The organism is Pseudomonas sp. GW821-FHT01D09, from assembly GCF_059422465.1.
The window spans coordinates 174,686-190,509 of record NZ_JBWKWY010000002.1 but is presented as its reverse complement, the minus strand read 5'-3'; the positions used below and the strand labels follow the sequence as shown (position 1 = coordinate 190,509).

The window sequence follows — 15,824 nt, the reverse complement described above, 5'->3', positions numbered from 1 at the left end:
AATCCATGAGCAAGCCAAAAGTCGATCCGGCATCGCGAAAGGTGCTGGCCTACTCCGTAGAGACCAACGACCCCGAGGAATCCAACATCCAGTTCGCCACCTCGAACGCAGCGGCTCGACGCCAGGGTGCGGACGAGATTGGCACAGACTTCGGTGCAGTGTCATGCCAGCGCGCGCACTGGGCCGACCAATATACGTGCCAGCGCTTTATCCCGGCGAAGGCTTACATCGACGCCGGCTGGTGGTTCGGCTGTAACCATTGCGGCGCTAGGTGCGACAGTGATGCCAGCTACTGGGATGAAGAAACCGAAACAGATATCGCACTGGACCTGGTGTTCGATGGTCGCGTGGTCTACTGCTCTGCGGACTGTAAGGCCGAGCACGAAGCCGAGGTCACGGCCCGCAATGCCAGATTTGAAGAGTTCAAGGTTCGGGTAGCAGCAGAGCGCCCCGACGTCACCTTTACCGAGTTCACCGGCGGACACCCGTGGTGCGGCAACAAAGGGCTGTTCACTTTCCCCGGCGCCCAGTACGGCGGCTCAGTCACTGACACGGAAGAAGGCGAGGAACTGAAGTGGTACGTAGCCCAAGGCGATAAAGCAGCCTGGGACCACTTCATTGCTGAACAATCGGCCGACTGACCCGCTCTCGCCTGCTGCTTTGGGTGATAGTTGTCAACACAAACTAATGCCAACGCCACAACCGCGCATGCCTATAGACGAGAAAGTATTCCAGTTCTTGCCATCGGTTGATATTCGCAAAACACGCTCGTCGCCCTGCAAAAAATACCCCTCAAATTGCATATCGATTCTCTCGACAGCGATAGCATGAGGAGGTATCGCTCGCACCTGTAAAGCAATGTCTCTAGGGCCGCGGCGAATTGTTATCAGAGGCCCAACAACCTCTACATCCCAATTTTCGTCACCGGCTGACCATACGTTATCAACAATCTTCAGCGTTGTTGCACCTGTTGTATCGGCAAGAAATCCGGAAAGCAAAACTGGCGTGCCGGGCACCTCAGGAGGACGAACTGATAGTAAGTCGATTCCGTGAACCTGAATAAGAACTCTACAATCAATGAAGCTAACACCCGCAAATCGAATTTCAATGGGGTCGGGACCGAAATCAAACAACTCTGAGGCAAAGCCCTGCTGTTTGCATTTAGGGTTATCGTTCGCCCTGGCAACAGTCGCAGCCGACAATGTTCCACGCGCTCGCTTCTGATTGCACTGCATACAGAGCAGGGTCATCCCCTTTGGATTGTGCTCCCTAGCGTCCTTGAAGTCGGGCTCGAAGTGCTCATAGTCATAGTAAGCCAAGCCGCATATAACACATCCAAAACCGCAACGACCTCTAACTTCGCGGCGTACATCCTGCGGGACGTACCGCCCGAGTCCGTACTGGTTACGCTCAGCCATAACTGCTCCTAAATTTGATCCGGCCCCCTGCCGGTCACCCGTAATACCCCATATCAACGAACTGTGCCAGCAGGCTCAGCAGTCGATAGGCCGGCCAGATCGCGCCACCGTGCCAGGTCAGCTATTAGCTTGAGCCCCAGGCGCACCTCGGCCTCTAACCTTTCCTCGGGAAGGCTGAGAAGTCGCACCACCTCATCGCCGATCATGCGTATCGCTTCCACATCGGTTTTCGTGCTCATCTCAGTCACCGTCAGGTTTTTGCTGAGCGCAGATCATCAACCCAATTTACGAATCACGCCAGCCGGCGAGGATCCCTATGCCCGATATCAACTACGGCTCTGTGTGCAGCGGCATCGAACCATGCCTTCGAGTGCGAGTCGATGCGCGTCTGCATGGTGGATATTCATAATTCACCAAAACTCAACCTCGATGAATCAATTCGGCGATAGCCACTTCACATAGCAGAATTTGGTGCTGTGTTGTGCTGATACATGCCATGGCAAGGCCAAACCTGTAATGAAGGGCGAACACAGAAGTCCCCCTGTGCTCAATGAGTTTCTTATCCAGCAGCTCTATCGATCTGCGCACAGTGCACACTGCGGTTACAACGACGGGATTAGGAAGGGCTAACAGGTCAATTCGGTCGAGCATTGAAAGAATTTTTTCTATATCGGCTCGTAAATGGAGAGTATTAACACTCCCGTTTTTAGTTAATGATTCTTGCTCAACGACATTCAGTGCGTAGTTAAGTACCCCGACGATCGCGGCACATTTAGCTGAATCCTGACGAATCGCGGCTTTCTCTGCTCGTCTGCTCTGGCGGCTCGCGATAACCCAGGCGGCCCAGATCGAAACAATCGCCCCAACTGCCTGAACCCAGCTTGCCCATTCACTGGTAGTTAACTCCACTTTCATCAAAGCTAAAACTAGGACGAAAGTGGCAGATAAACATAAAACAATGTTCGGAACCGATAGTAACGGTTGAAACAAACTCTTCCCGTAATCATTAAGCATCGCGATCTCCCTTTACCTATCCGCAAATATAACCGGCGAGGATCCCCTATGTCCGCACAACGACCACGAATCGTTTGCCAGTTCAGCTGCGGCGCTGCCTCGGCGGTTGCCACAAAGCTGGCACTGGCGCAGTACGGCGCGACACGCGACGTGCAGATCATCAATGCATTCCTCGCAAATGAGCATCCCGACAACCGCCGCTTCGCTCTGGACTGCGAAGCATGGTTCGGACGCCGGGTGACCGTGCTGCGGGATGAGAAGTACGGCGCCGACGCTCAGGAGGTGTTCCGGCGCGAGCGGTACATGAAGAACCAATATGGCGCCCCCTGCACGAAGCTGCTAAAGCGCCGCGTGCTCGATACCTGGAAACAGCCCGGTGACGTGATGGTGATGGGTTACACGGCCGAGGAGGCCGATCGCCTCGCTGACTTCCAGCAGCGCAACCCCGACCGACCGGTGATCGCCCCGCTGATTGATCGCGGCCTGGGCAAGGAAGACTGCAAGGCGATGATTGAGCGCGCAGGCATCGAACTCCCCCTGATGTACCGAATGGGGTACGACAACGCCAACTGCATCGGTTGTGTGAAAGGCGGCGAGGGCTATTTTCGGGCCATCCGGCAAGACTTCCCTGATCAGTTCGAGGGACTGTGCCTGATTCAGGATGAGCTGGGCGAAGGCTCCTACCTCTTCCGCAACAGAACTACCAACGTGCGCTTTTCCCTGCGCGACCTCGGCGACGGCCCAGTGCGGCGGAACGAAAAGATCCCATCCTGCTCGTTTTTTTGCGAAATGGCCGAAGCCGACATCATCGCTAGCACATAACTCCCCCACTCCACCGCCCGGGCATGGCCCGGCAAGGACTCCCCGTGAAACGGATTTACCTCAGCGGCCCCATGACCGGCCTGCCCGGCCTCAACTTCGCCGCCTTCCACGCCATGACCACCAACCTGCGCGCCGGCGGCCACACCGTCACCAACCCCGCCGAAATCAACCCAGACGGCGGCACATGGAACGACTGCATGCGCCGCGACATTGCAGCCCTGATGGACTGCGACACCGTGGCCACCCTGCCCGGCTGGAAAGAATCGAAAGGCGCCCAACTCGAAGTCCTGATCGCCGAACGCTTCGGTATGACGGTTGTGAATGCCCATGATTTGATAGCGAGAGAGGCTGTATGACCGCCAACCCAATAAGCCAGCAACCATGCGAAAAATGGTGTTTCTAATAGAGCATGGAGATCTTTTGCGCCTTCAAAGACTGGCGTTAACCGCCACACGAGGACTGGGCGAGCCGGTGTATCAAACCCGCTGGAACCGCTTGGGCGAGTGGCAGGAATGGAATACGGTAAGCCGGGAGCGGTATCAGCGCAGCGAAGGCGGGCTGTTTGAGCGACGGATTGTCTACGCTGAGCAGCCCGCGCCGGTAGTTAAATAAGGATGTGATCAATGGACCCAAGCGCTGATGTCTTGGACGTTGGCCTGATGCACAGGGAGTGGGTAAAACCCGAAGTTCAACACCTAAGCCCATTGATCACCGCCCATGTGAATGAGCGCATATCCGCTTTGCGTCGTCAGACTTTCCCGCAAGGCTACGACAACTGCGGATGGTGATTTTTTACCAAATGCTCTTGATCCAGTCTAAGAACATTTTTTTATAAATCTATCCTCACTTCAAAGTCAGCCGAGCATAGTTACTCGTGCTTCGACCTGGAAGTTGACCGGGTAGCGCTCGAAGCTCTTAGCCTCACCATATCGAGGCCCCTCGCCAAAGCTTCCGTCATGGTTTCGCCGGGCGGCGACTCAGGTGTCCCCTCAAAAAGCATCCTCTCATCCGCCCCGTAAACGCCTACGAACAACTCAGTCCTTCCAAGAAGTGACATACGGACTTGGACATTTAGCAGGGTGCCATCGGCCAACCGCTCATCCACGGATCGAGTGTGAAGCGAGGGATCCGCCCAATCCCAGAAAACTTTGCCTCTTTGTCTCATCTGTATCGCCCTGATATTGAGGCGGCGATTATGCGACCGAGGCGAATGTCAGGGATATCCCCATTCAAAAAGATTTTTTACCCCCCCCCAACCTATCCAAAGTCAGCCGCTATAGCGCCAAGGACGAAGTCATGCCTGAAGAAAAGAGAATCCCCGACGAAACCTGGTCAGCCAATGAAGAGCTGTTCAATTGCGACAGTCTTGGTGAGTTGTTGGGCGAGAACGACGACCTCGAAGTCGGGGCAACCGTTTGGAAGGGAGAGAAATTCCCGGTAAACACCGCTGGCTATGTTGATGCGGGCGACGTAATTGAAATGCTCGGCGAGCGCGCCTATGACGATGTAGGTGAATTCGCGGAGGACTGGCCGGATGTTCCTGATGAGGCCCGCCAGGAACTCGACGCACTTCTGTCCGCATGGATAAGCAAGCATTGCACCGCGACGTTCTACCGCGTGCGCAACGTCGCCGAATACCAGATCACCGCAGAGGATTTGGCGGATCGGGTGACGCCATGATCGCCACCCTCTGATTCGCCTATGTCTTCATCTACGAGCAACTGGACGAGGATGTGACCAGCGGACCAAGGCGTTGAGTTACTAGCCCAGAGGAAGGGAGTTGTTTAACTCGCAGCTAACTACTTCGGTCCACTGATTCACTGCCCACTGCTTCAAGAGCACGCTCCAATGACTTGATAGAGCGCCAGTCGGCGAAGTACTTCAACAACACATATCTGAAATACATGCGCGACATGTCATTTCTAGCAACGATCCATCGTTTCGTCCAGGGTCGTTTTCAAATAATCCTCACCATCACAGTCAGCCGCTATAGCGGCAAGGACGAAGTCATGCCTGAAGAAATGAAGAAAGCCTGGCCCGACCACTTCCGCTACATCGATACCATCGGTCCAGATGGTCTTGAGGTCCACTGCATCACCTATCAAGTGATCGGCGAAACCGCGCAGTGCTACTACATCGGCGACACCCACACCTGCGACCTGGTCAAAGGCCCGCAATACAGCTGGACTGCTGAGGCGGTCAAGAAACGTCGTAAGCGCGTGCTAAAAGAGGGTGCCGAGTGGGGCCGGCGCTTCGCCTACACCGACAAAGCGCTGGCGTTGCGCTCCTACAAGGCCCGTAAATCCTGGCAGATGAAGCATGCCCAGTTGTCCCTGGAGCGCGCCAAGACGGCTATCGGGTATTTCGGCAACGCTCAAGTCGAAAGCGCGATACCGGACGCTGCCGTCACCATCCCGAACGAATACATCCAAGGCTTGAACTGGGAGGACTATTGATGATCGCCACCCCCTGGTTCGCCTACGTCTTCATCTACAAGGGGCCGAGGCCATGAAACAGCATCGTGTCTTGATCGGCGACTGCATTGAGTCGATGCGGACGCTGCAGGACCAGTCGGTAAACACCTGTGTCACGTCACCGCCCTACTATGGTCTGCGTGACTACGGCATGACCGGACAGATCGGCCTTGAGGAAACACCTGCTGAATTTGTAGGGCGTCTCGTTGAAGTGTTTCGCGAAGTGCGCCGTGTGCTGCGCAATGACGGCACGGTATGGGTGAACATGGGCGACACCTACGCATCAATCGCGGGCGGATACGCACCTGGCGGTTCAGCAGGTAAACACGATACGGTTTCTCAAGCTACGCGCGGCGCGGTACTGCGTGGCAAGCGACGATCACCGCCGATAGGGCTCAAACAGAAAGACTTGATGGGCATCCCCTGGCGCCTCGCCTTCGCCCTTCAAGATGATGGCTGGTACCTGCGCCAGGACATCATTTGGCACAAGCCAAATCCCATGCCTGAATCCACCAGGGACCGGTGCACAAAGTCACACGAGTACCTGTTTCTCTTGAGCAAGTCACCTCGTTATTACTATGACCAGGACGCGATTAAGGAGCCCGTAGCGTTCAGTTCGATCAAGCGACTGGCGCAGGAGATCGAGCAACAGAGTGGCAGCGACCGAGTGCCCGGAAAGTCAAACGGGCCAATGAAAGCCGTTCGTAGCAAGCGCGATAGTTTCAAGCGCGATGATTCAAAGCGAGAGCAAGCTATCCCTGGGCAATCACTGGGAACACACCGGCCAGATCGAGAGGAAAGCGCCTGGCCATTGGACACTCGTAACAAGCGCAGTGTGTGGACAGTGCCGACGCAAGGTTTCAAGGGTGCGCACTTCGCTACCTTCCCTCCGGACCTGATCAGACCCTGCATTCTGGCCGGCGCGCCACTCAGCGGCGTCGTGCTTGACCCTTTCGGCGGTGCCGGCACTACAGCGGTGGTCGCTATGCAGGAAGGTCGCAAGTCGATCCTGTGCGAACTAAACCCGGAATACGCCGCAATGGCTGAACGCCGGATCGCAGCGGCATGGCTCGACGGCGCGGCGCAGATGGATGTTTTCCGCGATACAGCGCAACACCCGGCAGCTTAACCCCAATCCCCCTACATGCCTGCCGGTGAGCGGCGGGCAGCGAATCACACAAAAGAGCTCACCCAGCCATCTGAGGCCACTCAGCGTTTGCTCTGAAACATCTGGCTGGGCGAACAACAGAAGACTAGCTGCCTTTGATGGCCGCGTCCCTATCCACTTTCTGAACAATTCACCCTCACCTTCTGCCGCCCAGCGCGGCAAGGACACCCCATGTACGCAACGAAACTCACCCTGCTCATGACGACCATCGTGTTGTACGTGGCGGGGTCCACCTTCTGGTTTTTCTGGCAGGTGCCGGAGCTGCTCTCCACCGGTACCGAACAAACCCTGGTCGCAGCATTCGCCGGCACCGTCGCCTGGATGCTGCTCACCTTCGGTTTCATCATCCACATCATCAAGACAGCGCGGCCTACAACGGGCGGCGGGAGGTAGTTATGGAAACCGAGATTTTGTCGGACGAGGAGCTGGCAGAGATCACCGGCTACAAAGCCAGAGCCTGGCAGCGTCGGTGGCTGGATGATCGGCATTGGCACTACGTCGAGAGCCGGGGTAAGCGGCCGCTCGTTGGCCGACTGTACGCAAGAGTACAGCTGGGAACGCCAGTAGAGGGGCAAAACAAACCGCCTGCCAATACCCCTCAATGGACTTTTGACCTGTCACGAGTGAGATGAAATGCGCCCAAGGAAGACCCATAACCGCCACTTACCCCAAAGAATGTACCAAGTAAATCGAAAGCGAAAAAATGGTCAGGTATGGGTCAGCTACATATATCGCGGCACCGATGGGATAGATATCCAACTGGGCCGCGACCTAGTCCAGGCTCGCCTGAAGTGGGCAGAACTGGAAGCGAAAGCGATACCCGCCGACCTAAAAATAATGAGCGGAGTGTTTGACAGGTACAAGCGGGACATCATCCCGAAAAAATCGGAGCGGACACAGAAAGACAACGCTGCTGAGCTTCGGCAACTCCGACCAATTTTTGACGAGATCCCAATCGACGCTATAACTCCATCAATGATTGCAGCATATCGGGATAAGCGCACGGCAAAGACTAGGGCAAATAGAGAGATAGCCTTGCTCTCCCACGTTTTCAACATTGCACGGGAATGGGGCTTGACTGACAGAGAGAACCCCTGCCAGGGCGTTCGTAAGAACAAGGAGACGCCGCGCGACTACTATGCAAACGACATAGTATGGAAGGCGGTCTACCAAAATGGGGAGATTGAACTGCAGGAGGCGATGGATTTGGCCTATCTCACTGGCCAGCGACCAGCTGATGTTCGGCTGATGCGCATGGAAGATGTCGAGGGCGTGTATTTGCGCGTGGGCCAGGGCAAAACCTCCAAGAAGATCAGGATTCTCATGGAAGTTGACGGCCAGAAAAACAGCCTTGGCTTACTAATCGAGAGAATCATTGCAAGACCGAAGAAACTCAACTCTGGTTATCTGATCGTGAACAAGTCGGGAAAGAAAGTTTCCGAGCGGATGCTTTGTCAGCGGTGGGACGATGCCAGGTCTAAAGCTGTAGCAAAAGCCGTTGCCAGTGGAGATCAGGGCTTAGCCCACAAAATCGCAGAGTTCCAGTTCAGGGATATCCGACCGAAGGCTGCCTCTGAAATCCTCGACCTGGGCGATGCAAGCCGGCTCCTTGGGCACTCTAAACAGGAGACAACCAAGAAGATTTATGTCCGTGTCGGAGCCATTGCGAACCCGACGAAATAGAAAAGTTTTGGTACGCAAGCCCAAATGTTTTGGTACGCCCGCACTTTCCAACAGCCAATAAAAAACCCCGTAGACGTTAATCTACGGGGCTTTCAAGAGTGGAGGCCGAGGTCGGAATCGAACCGGCGTAGGCGGATTTGCAATCCGCTGCATAACCATTTTGCTACTCGGCCTCAAACGATCAATGCCAAAACCACTGACATTCACCGCCTATAAACTTGAGTGGACTATATAAGCTTGCCTCTACTCTATCTCATTGAAAACATTGAAGTTTTTTATACCTCAGTGCGTTCGATGGCGGCAATTATGTACTGATTTGCCGAGGCTGGCAAGCCCTTGATTTCAAAAAATATTCTTCTGTGAAGCAGAACAGGGGCGGCTGGCCCCTGCCCTGTCTGCGCTTAGTAGCCCAGTGACAGCCCGGTATTGCGCCGTGGGTCGTTGGCGCCATAGAAGCGGTTGTTGCCCACCGGCTTGCCGTCCAGGGACGGGGCGCCGACGAGGATGGCGGCCAGGTGGTTGGCGTCTTGGGGGCCGGCGAATTTGTGGCCCCAGCTTTCGAGGATTTTCTGGGTGTCGGGGCTCAGGGCGAAGGTTTCGAGGTTGGTGCTGTCGGGCATCCACTGTTGGTGGAAGCGCGGGGCGTTGACGGCTTCCTGGATGTTCATCTTGTAGTCGATGACGTTGAGGATGGTCAGCAAGGTGGCGGTGATGATGCGGCTGCCGCCCGGTGTGCCGATGACCATCACCGCCTTGCCATCTTTGGTGACGATGGTCGGGCTCATGGACGACAGGGGCGCCTTGCCGGGGGCGATGGCGTTGGCTTCGCCCTGGACCAGGCCGTACATGTTGGGCACGCCGACCTTGACGGTGAAGTCGTCCATTTCGTCGTTGAGGATGACCCCGGTCTTGCTGGCCATGACGCCGGCACCGAACCAGTCGTTGAGGGTGTAGGTCACCGACACCGCGTTGCCCCATTTATCGACGATGGAGTAATGGGTGGTGTTGCTGCCTTCATGGGGCGCAACGCCGGGCTTGATGGCCATGGAGTCACCGGCTTTTTGCGGGTCGATAGCGGCGCGCAGTTTGGCCGCGTAGTCCTTGTCCAGCAGGTGGGCTACCGGGTTCTTTACAAAATCCGGGTCGCCCAGGTAGCTGTTGCGGTCCACGTAGGCGTGGCGCATGGCTTCGATCTGGTAATGGGTGCCCTGGGCCGAGCCGTAGCCCAGTTCGGCCATGGGGTAGCCTTCGAGGATGTTCATGATTTGGCAGATCACCAGGCCGCCCGAGCTGGGTGGTGGCGCCGAGACTACGTGGTAGCCGCGGTAGTCGCACTCGATGGGGGCCAGTTCGCGGGTCTGGTAGTTATCCAGGTCGGCCTGGGCGATGATGCCCTTACCGGCCTGGCTGGAGTCAACGATGGCCTTGGCCACCCAGCCTTTGTAGAAGCCATCGGTGCCCTTGGCGGAAATTTCCCGCAGGGTACGCGCCAGGTCTTTTTGCACCAGCTTCTGCCCGACCTGCAGTGGCTCACCCTTATTGAGGAAGATGCCGCGCAGGTCCTGGTCTTTTTTGAACTCTTCGGTGGCGCTGTGCAGCATGTCGATATCGCCCTGGTCGAGGGCAAAGCCATCTTCCGCGAGCTTGATCGCCGGCGCGATTACTTGGGCGCGCTTGAGGGTGCCGTATTTGCTCAAGGCCAGCTCCATGCCGGAGACGGTGCCGGGTACGCCGACCGCCAGGTGGCCTTTGGCGCTGAGGCCGGGGACGACATTGCCGTCTTTATCCAGGTACATATCGGCGGTGGCCGCCAACGGGGCTTTTTCGCGGAAGTCGAGGAAGGTCTTGCGCCCGTCCGCCAGTTGCACGGTCATGAATCCACCGCCGCCGAGGTTGCCCGCTGCCGGGTAGACCACCGCCAGGGCGTAACCCACGGCCACGGCCGCATCCACAGCGTTGCCGCCGGCCTTCAACACATCGACGCCCACATGGGTTGCCAAATGCTGAGCCGTCACCACCATGCCGTTTTCACCGGCCACCGGGGCTTGGGAGGCCGCCTGCACACCGCTGAATGTGAGGACCAGGGCCGTCGCGATCAAGGTTCGGGTAAAGGGTTGGTAGTTCATCCGTGGATACTCTGTTTATTGGAAGCGTTAAACGTAGCCTCTTTCGCACACCAACCCCAGCCAAGTGGCGCTTTTCAGACAGAGCGTGTCGGTGACGGAATGCTATATTCGCCCCGCCCTCCTCCTTGCCCTGAGATACACCGATGCCCACGGTCGCCGACCCCATCCACGCGCTGTACCACAAGATCACCTGGAAGCTGATTCCCTTCCTGTGTTTCTGCTACCTGGCGGCCTACCTGGACCGCATCAACATCGGTTTTGCCAAGCTGCAGATGCAAGACCAGCTGCAGTTCAGCGAAACCGCGTTCGGCCTGGGCGCCGGCCTGTTTTTTGTCGGCTATATCCTGTTTGAAGTGCCCAGCAACCTGATCCTGGAGCGCGTCGGCGCGCGGATCTGGATTGCGCGCATCATGATCACCTGGGGCCTGCTCTCGGCCTGCACGCTGCTGGTCACCTCCACCACCCAGTTCTATGTGCTGCGGTTTTTGCTCGGCGTCGCCGAAGCCGGGTTCCTGCCGGGAGTGCTGTATTACCTGACCACCTGGTTCCCCACCCATCGCCGCGGGCGGGTGATTGCGCTGTTTATGATCGGCCTGCCGCTGTCCAGTGTGATTGGCGGGCCGTTGTCCGGCTGGATCATGGGCCACTTCGACCAAATGGGCGGCCTGCGTGGCTGGCAATGGCTGTTCCTGCTTGAAGCACTGCCCAGTGTGCTGTTGGGGGTGCTGGCGCTCTGGGCGTTGCCCGATACCTACCACCAGGCCAAATGGTTGTCTGGCGCCGAAAAGACCCTGCTGCAACAGCAGTTGCACGCCGATGACAGCCAGGCCGGCCACAGCCCACGGCGCTTTCGCGATGGGTTCTTCAACCTCAAGGTGTGGATGCTCGGCGGGATCGACTTTTCGATCCTGCTCAGTGCCTACGCCATGGGCTTCTGGATGCCGACCCTGATCCGCAACGCGGGAATCAGCGACACCTTCCAGATCGGCCTGCTCACCGCCCTGCCCAGTGTGGCGGCGCTGGCCGGCATGCTGCTGATCGGCGCCAGCTCCGACAAATACCGCGAGCGCCGCTGGCACATTATCGTGCCGTTCCTGGTGGGCGCCGTGGCCATGGCCAGCAGTACCTTCTTCACCCATAACGTGGTCGCCACCGTGGCCCTGTTTGCCGTGGCGTCGGCGGCGATCCTCGGCGCAGTGCCGGTGTTTTTCAGCCTGCCGGCGACCTTCCTCACCGGCACCGCAGCAGCCACCGGCTTTGCCCTGGCCTGCTCCCTGGCGAACATCGCCGGGCTGGTCAGCAACTCGTTGATGGGCCTGGCCATCGACATCACCGGTAGCAGCGCCGGGGCCATGTGGTTCTTTGCCGCCAGCCTGGTGCTCAGTTGTTTGCTGGTGATTGCGTTGCCGGCGAAGTTGGTCAACCGATAGGCTGTGGGAGCTGGCTTGCCAGCTCCCACAGGGGGCGGGGGCAGCCTCAATGACCGCTATGGGCCACGCCACTGGGCTGCTGCAACAGCGCCAGGTCTATCTCCTCGAAACGCAGCACCCGCCCGCCGGTATCGGCCGCGACTTTCTGCGCCACCGCCTGCTCGGCAAACGAGGCCAGCACCACGCCCATGGCGCCCTTGAGCCCGGTGCCGAGCACGTAGTACGCGGTCCTGGCATCGATCAGATGGGCATCGTCCGGGGTCTCCCAGTGGCTGCGCCCCATGTCATGCACATACAGTTTTGACGGGGCATGATGGTTTTCCGGCTGCAACCACCAGCCGAGCATTTCTGCGGTCGAGCAGAATTTCTTCGCCGCGCCCTGCTCCACCACCTCGCCCTTGGGCCCTGGGAATTCGCTGATCACCATGCCGCACACATGGCACTCATCCGCTGGATGGAACGCTACCGGCCCATCCCCTGCCCCCGCCGCTACCGGTTTGTCACACCCCATCAGCAGCAGGCTCAACAGCAACACCCATCCCATCTTCATGCTTATCTGCTCCACCGATAAAAAATTCATGCCGCGCGCCGCCCAAACAGCCAATAGGCCCAGGCCAGCGGCCCAACGACCCACGCCACCAGGCACAACCACAACGCCGCCCCCGGCAGCGCCAGGTCCCCACCCAGGGCCATCACGCCGACCGATGCGGGGCCGGCATCGAAGCCCGACAAGTTGATCAGGCGGTACACATCCGCCGGGTTGAACAGCAGCAGCCAGGGCAACAGCGTCGAGCTGAACTGGCCTTCGCTGAGCACCAGCAGCGCCAACAACGCCAGGTCAAAGACCAGGACAAAAAAGAACCACACCCCCAGGGCCAACCCGGCCGCCGTGGACTTCTCCGCCGAAACGCTGCTCAACACATACGCCAGCCCCAAAAAGCCCCAGCCAAGCAAAGTCGAGGTCAGCATGAAGCGGCCAAAGGCCCAGAGCAGCAGGCTGAATTCGACGTCATCCACCAGCAGCGCGATGGCGAGCATGGCGCAGCCAAAACCGATAAAAGTCGCCAGCGCCAGGATCAGCCCATGCCCGACAAACTTGCCGAGCAGGATCTGCCCGCGCCCCAGGGGATAGGTGAGCAACAGCAGCAAGGTGCCGCTTTCGTCCTCGCCGACAATCGCGTCATAGGCCAGCAACAGCGCAATCAACGGCATCAGGAAAGTCGCCAGGCTAGCCAGGCTGGCGATGGTCGCCGGGATCGAGGTAAAGCCCAGTTGCCCGGACGCCGCCGCGCCGAGCCAGGCAATGCCGATGGCCAGCACCGCAAACAGCAGGCTGATGGCCAATAACCAACGGTTGCGCAGGCCGTCGCTGAACTCCTTGCGGGCCATGTTCCAGATCGGCGTCATTGGGCACGCTCCACAGGGCTATCCATGTAATGGCGGTACAGGTCTTCCAGGGACGGCACGACGATTTCCACATCGCTGGGGCTGTCCTGGTCGAGCAACTGGCGCAGCAGGTCCAGCTTGTTGCCATTGAACGCCGCCACTTGCAGCCCTTGCGCGCCCCAGCGCTGGGTCACGTGGCCGGCCTCGCTCCAGCGTTTTTGCAAGAGCGCCGCACGTTGCAGGCCGCTGCTGCGGATCAGGGTCGGCAGCCCGGCTTCTTCGCGCAAGGCCGGCAGGGTGCCGAGGGCCAGCAGGCGGCCCTGGGTGAGGATTGCGGCACGGTTGATATAGGCCTCCACGCCGGGCAACACATGGGAGCAGAGGATGATGCTGGTGCCCTGCCCGCGCAGGCGGTCGAGCAGGCGATACAGGTCCTGGGTGGCAATCGGGTCGAGGCCCACGGTGGGCTCGTCGAGCAGCAGCAGACGCGGCTCGCCCAGCAGGGCCTGGGCCAGGCCGAGGCGCTGGCGCATGCCCTTGGAATAGGTCTTGACCCGCCGCCGCGCCGCCGCCGTCAGGCCGACGTCTTCGAGCAGGGTCTGGACCTGGCTCAACGGCGCGCCCTTGAGCCGGGCAAAATGCTGCAAGGTCTCCAGGCCGCTGAGTTGCGGGTAGAACGTGACGTTTTCCGGCAAGTAGCCAAGCATCTGGCGCACGTGGGGATCGCTGGGGGCACGGCCAAACACCCGCACCTGCCCCCTGCTTGCCTGCAACAAGCCGAGGATCAGTTTCATGCTGGTGGTCTTGCCCGCGCCGTTATGGCCGAACAGCCCCAGCACCTCCCCCGGCGCCAGGCTCAGGTTCAAGTCATGCAGCACAGTGGCGTGCCCATAACGCTGGGTCACGCCTTCGATTTCGACGACAGGCATCATGCGGGCTCCTTGAGCAGGGAAAGCGTGGGGTCTTTCATCAGCGGATGACTGTCCATCACCCCCGGCGACTTGATCACCGGAAACGCCCGCTGCACCCAGCGCAACAACTCGATGCCGGGGCTGTTCATCAACAGGCGCACCTGGGGATACAGCCACAGCAGGCGGTCGACGTTATCGTTGGGCTCGTAGGCCACATCCCCCAGCCCATCGTTATTGCGGTCCCAGCCCAGGTAGTCGCTCCAGTAATTGCCGCGGCCATCCGCCGACCATTCCTGCAGGCGCGTGGCCACGTACTTGACCTGGCGCTGGTTGCCGACAAAAGCATTGTTGGCAAGCCGGTTGTCTTCGGAGCCTGCCGTAAGGTGAATACCCACCGCACTGCGGCCGAAGTGATTGTGTTCGATGCTGTTGAACAGCGAGTTGTAGATAAACAGTGCCTTGCCTTCGGCACCGGTGATCATGGTGTCGCCGGTGGTGCCGTCGCGCACATCGTTGACCACGTTGTCGCGCAAGGTGGAATAGGTGATGTAGTTCATCAGGATCCCGTAGTTCTGGTCCTCCTCGGAGCGATTGCCGATCACCGTCAGCTTGCGGCTTTGCATCAGGGCATAGCCGGTGCGGGTGCGGCGGGTGATGTTGCCAAGCACCTGGTTGTCATTGGCGAACATGTAGTGGATGCCGTAGCGCAGGTCTTCCAGGGTGTTGCCTTGCAGCAGGTTGCCATTGGAGGTGTCGATGTAGATGCCATCGCGGGCATCGCGCACCTGGTTGCCGATCACCCGCGCGCCCTTGACCGCGTACAGGTGGATGCCATTGCCCCGGTCCTGGGAGCGCATGGCCGGGTCGCCCTGGATCTGGTTGTCGATCACACTCACATCCGCCGTGCCATCGACCCACACGCCAAAACCCTGGCCGCGCAGGCAGTTGTTCTTGACCAGGGCGCCGTGGGCCTTGGGCTGGATGAAGATGGCCGCGTTCATCGCAGTGAGGTCGTGGCCCCAGTCGAGGAAGGTGCAGCCCTCGACGGTGACGTCGGGCGCGTTGATCAACAGGCTGTTGCCCTGGCCCTGGCTATGGATCACCGCACCGGGTTCGCAGGTCAGTTGCAGGGGTTGGTCGATGCTGTAGGAACCCTGGTAGTCGCCGGCGGGCAGGCGCCAGTGCTGCGGGCCTGCAGCGACCAACGGCAGTTCGGTGATGGGCACTACAGCGGCGCTGGCGGTGGCCGAAAATAGCAGCCACACACACCCGGTCAATAACGTGCGGGGTCGAGCCACGGAGTATTCCTTTTTGATCAAAACAGATCCCATGTGGGAGCTGGCTTGCCTGCGATAGCGGTATGTCAGGCAACCGACCGTTTTCTGATGCACC

General features: G+C 58.8%; 18 protein-coding genes and 1 tRNA gene. 10 read left to right on the top strand and 9 right to left on the bottom strand.

Translation table 11 applies throughout. The features are described from left to right. The first annotated feature begins 5 nt into the window (after positions 1 to 5). Positions 6 to 641, top strand: coding sequence for a hypothetical protein (locus tag AC07W7_RS03500; RefSeq protein WP_495038694.1), 636 nt, complete (start codon positions 6 to 8; stop codon positions 639 to 641). A gap of 33 nt (positions 642 to 674) precedes the next feature. On the opposite strand, the gene AC07W7_RS03495 is transcribed toward AC07W7_RS03500, so the two are convergent. The 3 genes from AC07W7_RS03495 to AC07W7_RS03485 form a co-directional block, all read right to left on the bottom strand. Beyond that, complete coding sequence (locus AC07W7_RS03495) at positions 675 to 1,418, bottom strand: hypothetical protein (RefSeq protein WP_495038693.1); 744 nt, start codon at positions 1,416 to 1,418, stop codon at positions 675 to 677. Between the two features lie 53 nt (positions 1,419 to 1,471). After that, positions 1,472 to 1,657 carry a hypothetical protein gene (locus AC07W7_RS03490; RefSeq protein ID WP_495038692.1) on the bottom strand — a complete coding sequence of 62 codons (186 nt, stop codon included), beginning with the start codon at positions 1,655 to 1,657 and terminating at the stop codon, positions 1,472 to 1,474. 181 nt (positions 1,658 to 1,838) lie between these two features. Further along, positions 1,839 to 2,432, bottom strand: coding sequence for a hypothetical protein (locus AC07W7_RS03485; protein ID WP_495038691.1), 594 nt, complete (start codon positions 2,430 to 2,432; stop codon positions 1,839 to 1,841). Positions 2,433 to 2,480: 48 nt separating this feature from the next. Between AC07W7_RS03485 and AC07W7_RS03480 the strand changes: the two genes are divergently transcribed. The 8 genes from AC07W7_RS03480 to AC07W7_RS03445 all read left to right on the top strand — a co-directional run bounded on the left by AC07W7_RS03480 (position 2,481) and on the right by AC07W7_RS03445 (position 8,579). Next, the gene (locus AC07W7_RS03480) at positions 2,481 to 3,254 is read left to right on the top strand and encodes a hypothetical protein (RefSeq protein ID WP_495038690.1); all 774 of its coding nucleotides are present in this window, start codon (positions 2,481 to 2,483) and stop codon (positions 3,252 to 3,254) included. Between the two features lie 44 nt (positions 3,255 to 3,298). Then, positions 3,299 to 3,610 carry a DUF4406 domain-containing protein gene (locus AC07W7_RS03475; protein ID WP_495038689.1) on the top strand — a complete coding sequence of 104 codons (312 nt, stop codon included), beginning with the start codon at positions 3,299 to 3,301 and terminating at the stop codon, positions 3,608 to 3,610. 940 nt (positions 3,611 to 4,550) lie between these two features. Then, the gene (locus AC07W7_RS03470; RefSeq protein ID WP_495038688.1) at positions 4,551 to 4,934 is read left to right on the top strand and encodes a hypothetical protein; all 384 of its coding nucleotides are present in this window, start codon (positions 4,551 to 4,553) and stop codon (positions 4,932 to 4,934) included. Positions 4,935 to 5,263: 329 nt separating this feature from the next. After that, positions 5,264 to 5,710 (top strand): hypothetical protein, encoded by a 447-nt coding sequence (locus tag AC07W7_RS03465; RefSeq protein WP_495038687.1) that lies wholly within the window; start codon positions 5,264 to 5,266, stop codon positions 5,708 to 5,710. A 52-nt stretch (positions 5,711 to 5,762) separates the two neighbouring features. Continuing rightward, positions 5,763 to 6,857 carry a DNA-methyltransferase gene (locus tag AC07W7_RS03460; RefSeq protein ID WP_495038686.1) on the top strand — a complete coding sequence of 365 codons (1,095 nt, stop codon included), beginning with the start codon at positions 5,763 to 5,765 and terminating at the stop codon, positions 6,855 to 6,857. A 210-nt stretch (positions 6,858 to 7,067) separates the two neighbouring features. After that, positions 7,068 to 7,289, top strand: a complete 222-nt coding sequence (locus tag AC07W7_RS03455) for a hypothetical protein (protein WP_495038685.1) — start codon at positions 7,068 to 7,070, stop codon at positions 7,287 to 7,289. Positions 7,290 to 7,291: 2 nt separating this feature from the next. Then, a complete protein-coding gene (locus AC07W7_RS03450; protein ID WP_495038684.1) occupies positions 7,292 to 7,528 on the top strand; it encodes a DUF4224 domain-containing protein in 237 nt (78 codons plus the stop codon). A gap of 1 nt (position 7,529) precedes the next feature. After that, positions 7,530 to 8,579 carry a tyrosine-type recombinase/integrase gene (locus tag AC07W7_RS03445; RefSeq protein WP_169901823.1) on the top strand — a complete coding sequence of 350 codons (1,050 nt, stop codon included), beginning with the start codon at positions 7,530 to 7,532 and terminating at the stop codon, positions 8,577 to 8,579. Positions 8,580 to 8,678: 99 nt separating this feature from the next. Here AC07W7_RS03445 and AC07W7_RS03440 read toward each other — a convergent pair. Further along, positions 8,679 to 8,752, bottom strand: a tRNA-Cys gene (locus AC07W7_RS03440). 228 nt (positions 8,753 to 8,980) lie between these two features. Next, positions 8,981 to 10,705 (bottom strand): gamma-glutamyltransferase, encoded by a 1,725-nt coding sequence (ggt, locus tag AC07W7_RS03435; RefSeq protein WP_076964004.1) that lies wholly within the window; start codon positions 10,703 to 10,705, stop codon positions 8,981 to 8,983. Positions 10,706 to 10,848: 143 nt separating this feature from the next. On the opposite strand from ggt, the gene AC07W7_RS03430 reads away from it, so the two are divergent. Next, the gene (locus tag AC07W7_RS03430; protein ID WP_076964003.1) at positions 10,849 to 12,135 is read left to right on the top strand and encodes an MFS transporter; all 1,287 of its coding nucleotides are present in this window, start codon (positions 10,849 to 10,851) and stop codon (positions 12,133 to 12,135) included. Positions 12,136 to 12,181: 46 nt separating this feature from the next. Here AC07W7_RS03430 and AC07W7_RS03425 read toward each other — a convergent pair whose 3' ends face one another. The 4 genes from AC07W7_RS03425 to AC07W7_RS03410 are packed head-to-tail and all read right to left on the bottom strand — an operon-like array spanning position 12,182 to position 15,763. Continuing rightward, positions 12,182 to 12,685 (bottom strand): nitrous oxide reductase accessory protein NosL, encoded by a 504-nt coding sequence (locus AC07W7_RS03425; protein WP_495038683.1) that lies wholly within the window; start codon positions 12,683 to 12,685, stop codon positions 12,182 to 12,184. Positions 12,686 to 12,711: 26 nt separating this feature from the next. Next, entirely contained in the window at positions 12,712 to 13,542 is an 831-nt protein-coding gene (locus AC07W7_RS03420) for an ABC transporter permease (protein WP_495038682.1), read from the bottom strand. Further along, on the bottom strand, positions 13,539 to 14,450 hold the full coding sequence (locus AC07W7_RS03415) for an ABC transporter ATP-binding protein (RefSeq protein WP_495038826.1): 912 nt from the start codon (positions 14,448 to 14,450) through the stop codon (positions 13,539 to 13,541). The genes AC07W7_RS03420 and AC07W7_RS03415 overlap by 4 nt, the downstream gene beginning before the upstream one ends. After that, the gene (locus AC07W7_RS03410; RefSeq protein WP_495038681.1) at positions 14,450 to 15,763 is read right to left on the bottom strand and encodes a nitrous oxide reductase family maturation protein NosD; all 1,314 of its coding nucleotides are present in this window, start codon (positions 15,761 to 15,763) and stop codon (positions 14,450 to 14,452) included. The genes AC07W7_RS03415 and AC07W7_RS03410 overlap by 1 nt, the downstream gene beginning before the upstream one ends. Between the last annotated feature and the right edge of the window lie 61 nt (positions 15,764 to 15,824).

Excerpts from the sequence above, each read along its gene's own strand:
- AC07W7_RS03500 (WP_495038694.1), top strand. The coding sequence starts at position 6 with ATGAGCAAGCCAAAAGTCGATCCGGCATCGCGAAAGGTGCTGGCCTAC.
- AC07W7_RS03495 (WP_495038693.1), bottom strand. The coding sequence starts at position 1,418 with ATGGCTGAGCGTAACCAGTACGGACTCGGGCGGTACGTCCCGCAGGAT.
- AC07W7_RS03490 (WP_495038692.1), bottom strand. The coding sequence starts at position 1,657 with ATGAGCACGAAAACCGATGTGGAAGCGATACGCATGATCGGCGATGAG.
- AC07W7_RS03485 (WP_495038691.1), bottom strand. The coding sequence starts at position 2,432 with ATGCTTAATGATTACGGGAAGAGTTTGTTTCAACCGTTACTATCGGTT.
- AC07W7_RS03480 (WP_495038690.1), top strand. The coding sequence starts at position 2,481 with ATGTCCGCACAACGACCACGAATCGTTTGCCAGTTCAGCTGCGGCGCT.
- AC07W7_RS03470 (WP_495038688.1), top strand. The coding sequence starts at position 4,551 with ATGCCTGAAGAAAAGAGAATCCCCGACGAAACCTGGTCAGCCAATGAA.
- AC07W7_RS03465 (WP_495038687.1), top strand. The coding sequence starts at position 5,264 with ATGCCTGAAGAAATGAAGAAAGCCTGGCCCGACCACTTCCGCTACATC.
- AC07W7_RS03460 (WP_495038686.1), top strand. The coding sequence starts at position 5,763 with ATGAAACAGCATCGTGTCTTGATCGGCGACTGCATTGAGTCGATGCGG.
- AC07W7_RS03455 (WP_495038685.1), top strand. The coding sequence starts at position 7,068 with ATGTACGCAACGAAACTCACCCTGCTCATGACGACCATCGTGTTGTAC.
- AC07W7_RS03450 (WP_495038684.1), top strand. The coding sequence starts at position 7,292 with ATGGAAACCGAGATTTTGTCGGACGAGGAGCTGGCAGAGATCACCGGC.
- AC07W7_RS03445 (WP_169901823.1), top strand. The coding sequence starts at position 7,530 with ATGCGCCCAAGGAAGACCCATAACCGCCACTTACCCCAAAGAATGTAC.
- ggt (WP_076964004.1), bottom strand. The coding sequence starts at position 10,705 with ATGAACTACCAACCCTTTACCCGAACCTTGATCGCGACGGCCCTGGTC.
- AC07W7_RS03430 (WP_076964003.1), top strand. The coding sequence starts at position 10,849 with ATGCCCACGGTCGCCGACCCCATCCACGCGCTGTACCACAAGATCACC.
- AC07W7_RS03425 (WP_495038683.1), bottom strand. The coding sequence starts at position 12,685 with ATGAAGATGGGATGGGTGTTGCTGTTGAGCCTGCTGCTGATGGGGTGT.
- AC07W7_RS03420 (WP_495038682.1), bottom strand. The coding sequence starts at position 13,542 with ATGACGCCGATCTGGAACATGGCCCGCAAGGAGTTCAGCGACGGCCTG.
- AC07W7_RS03415 (WP_495038826.1), bottom strand. The coding sequence starts at position 14,450 with ATGCCTGTCGTCGAAATCGAAGGCGTGACCCAGCGTTATGGGCACGCC.
- AC07W7_RS03410 (WP_495038681.1), bottom strand. The coding sequence starts at position 15,763 with ATGGGATCTGTTTTGATCAAAAAGGAATACTCCGTGGCTCGACCCCGC.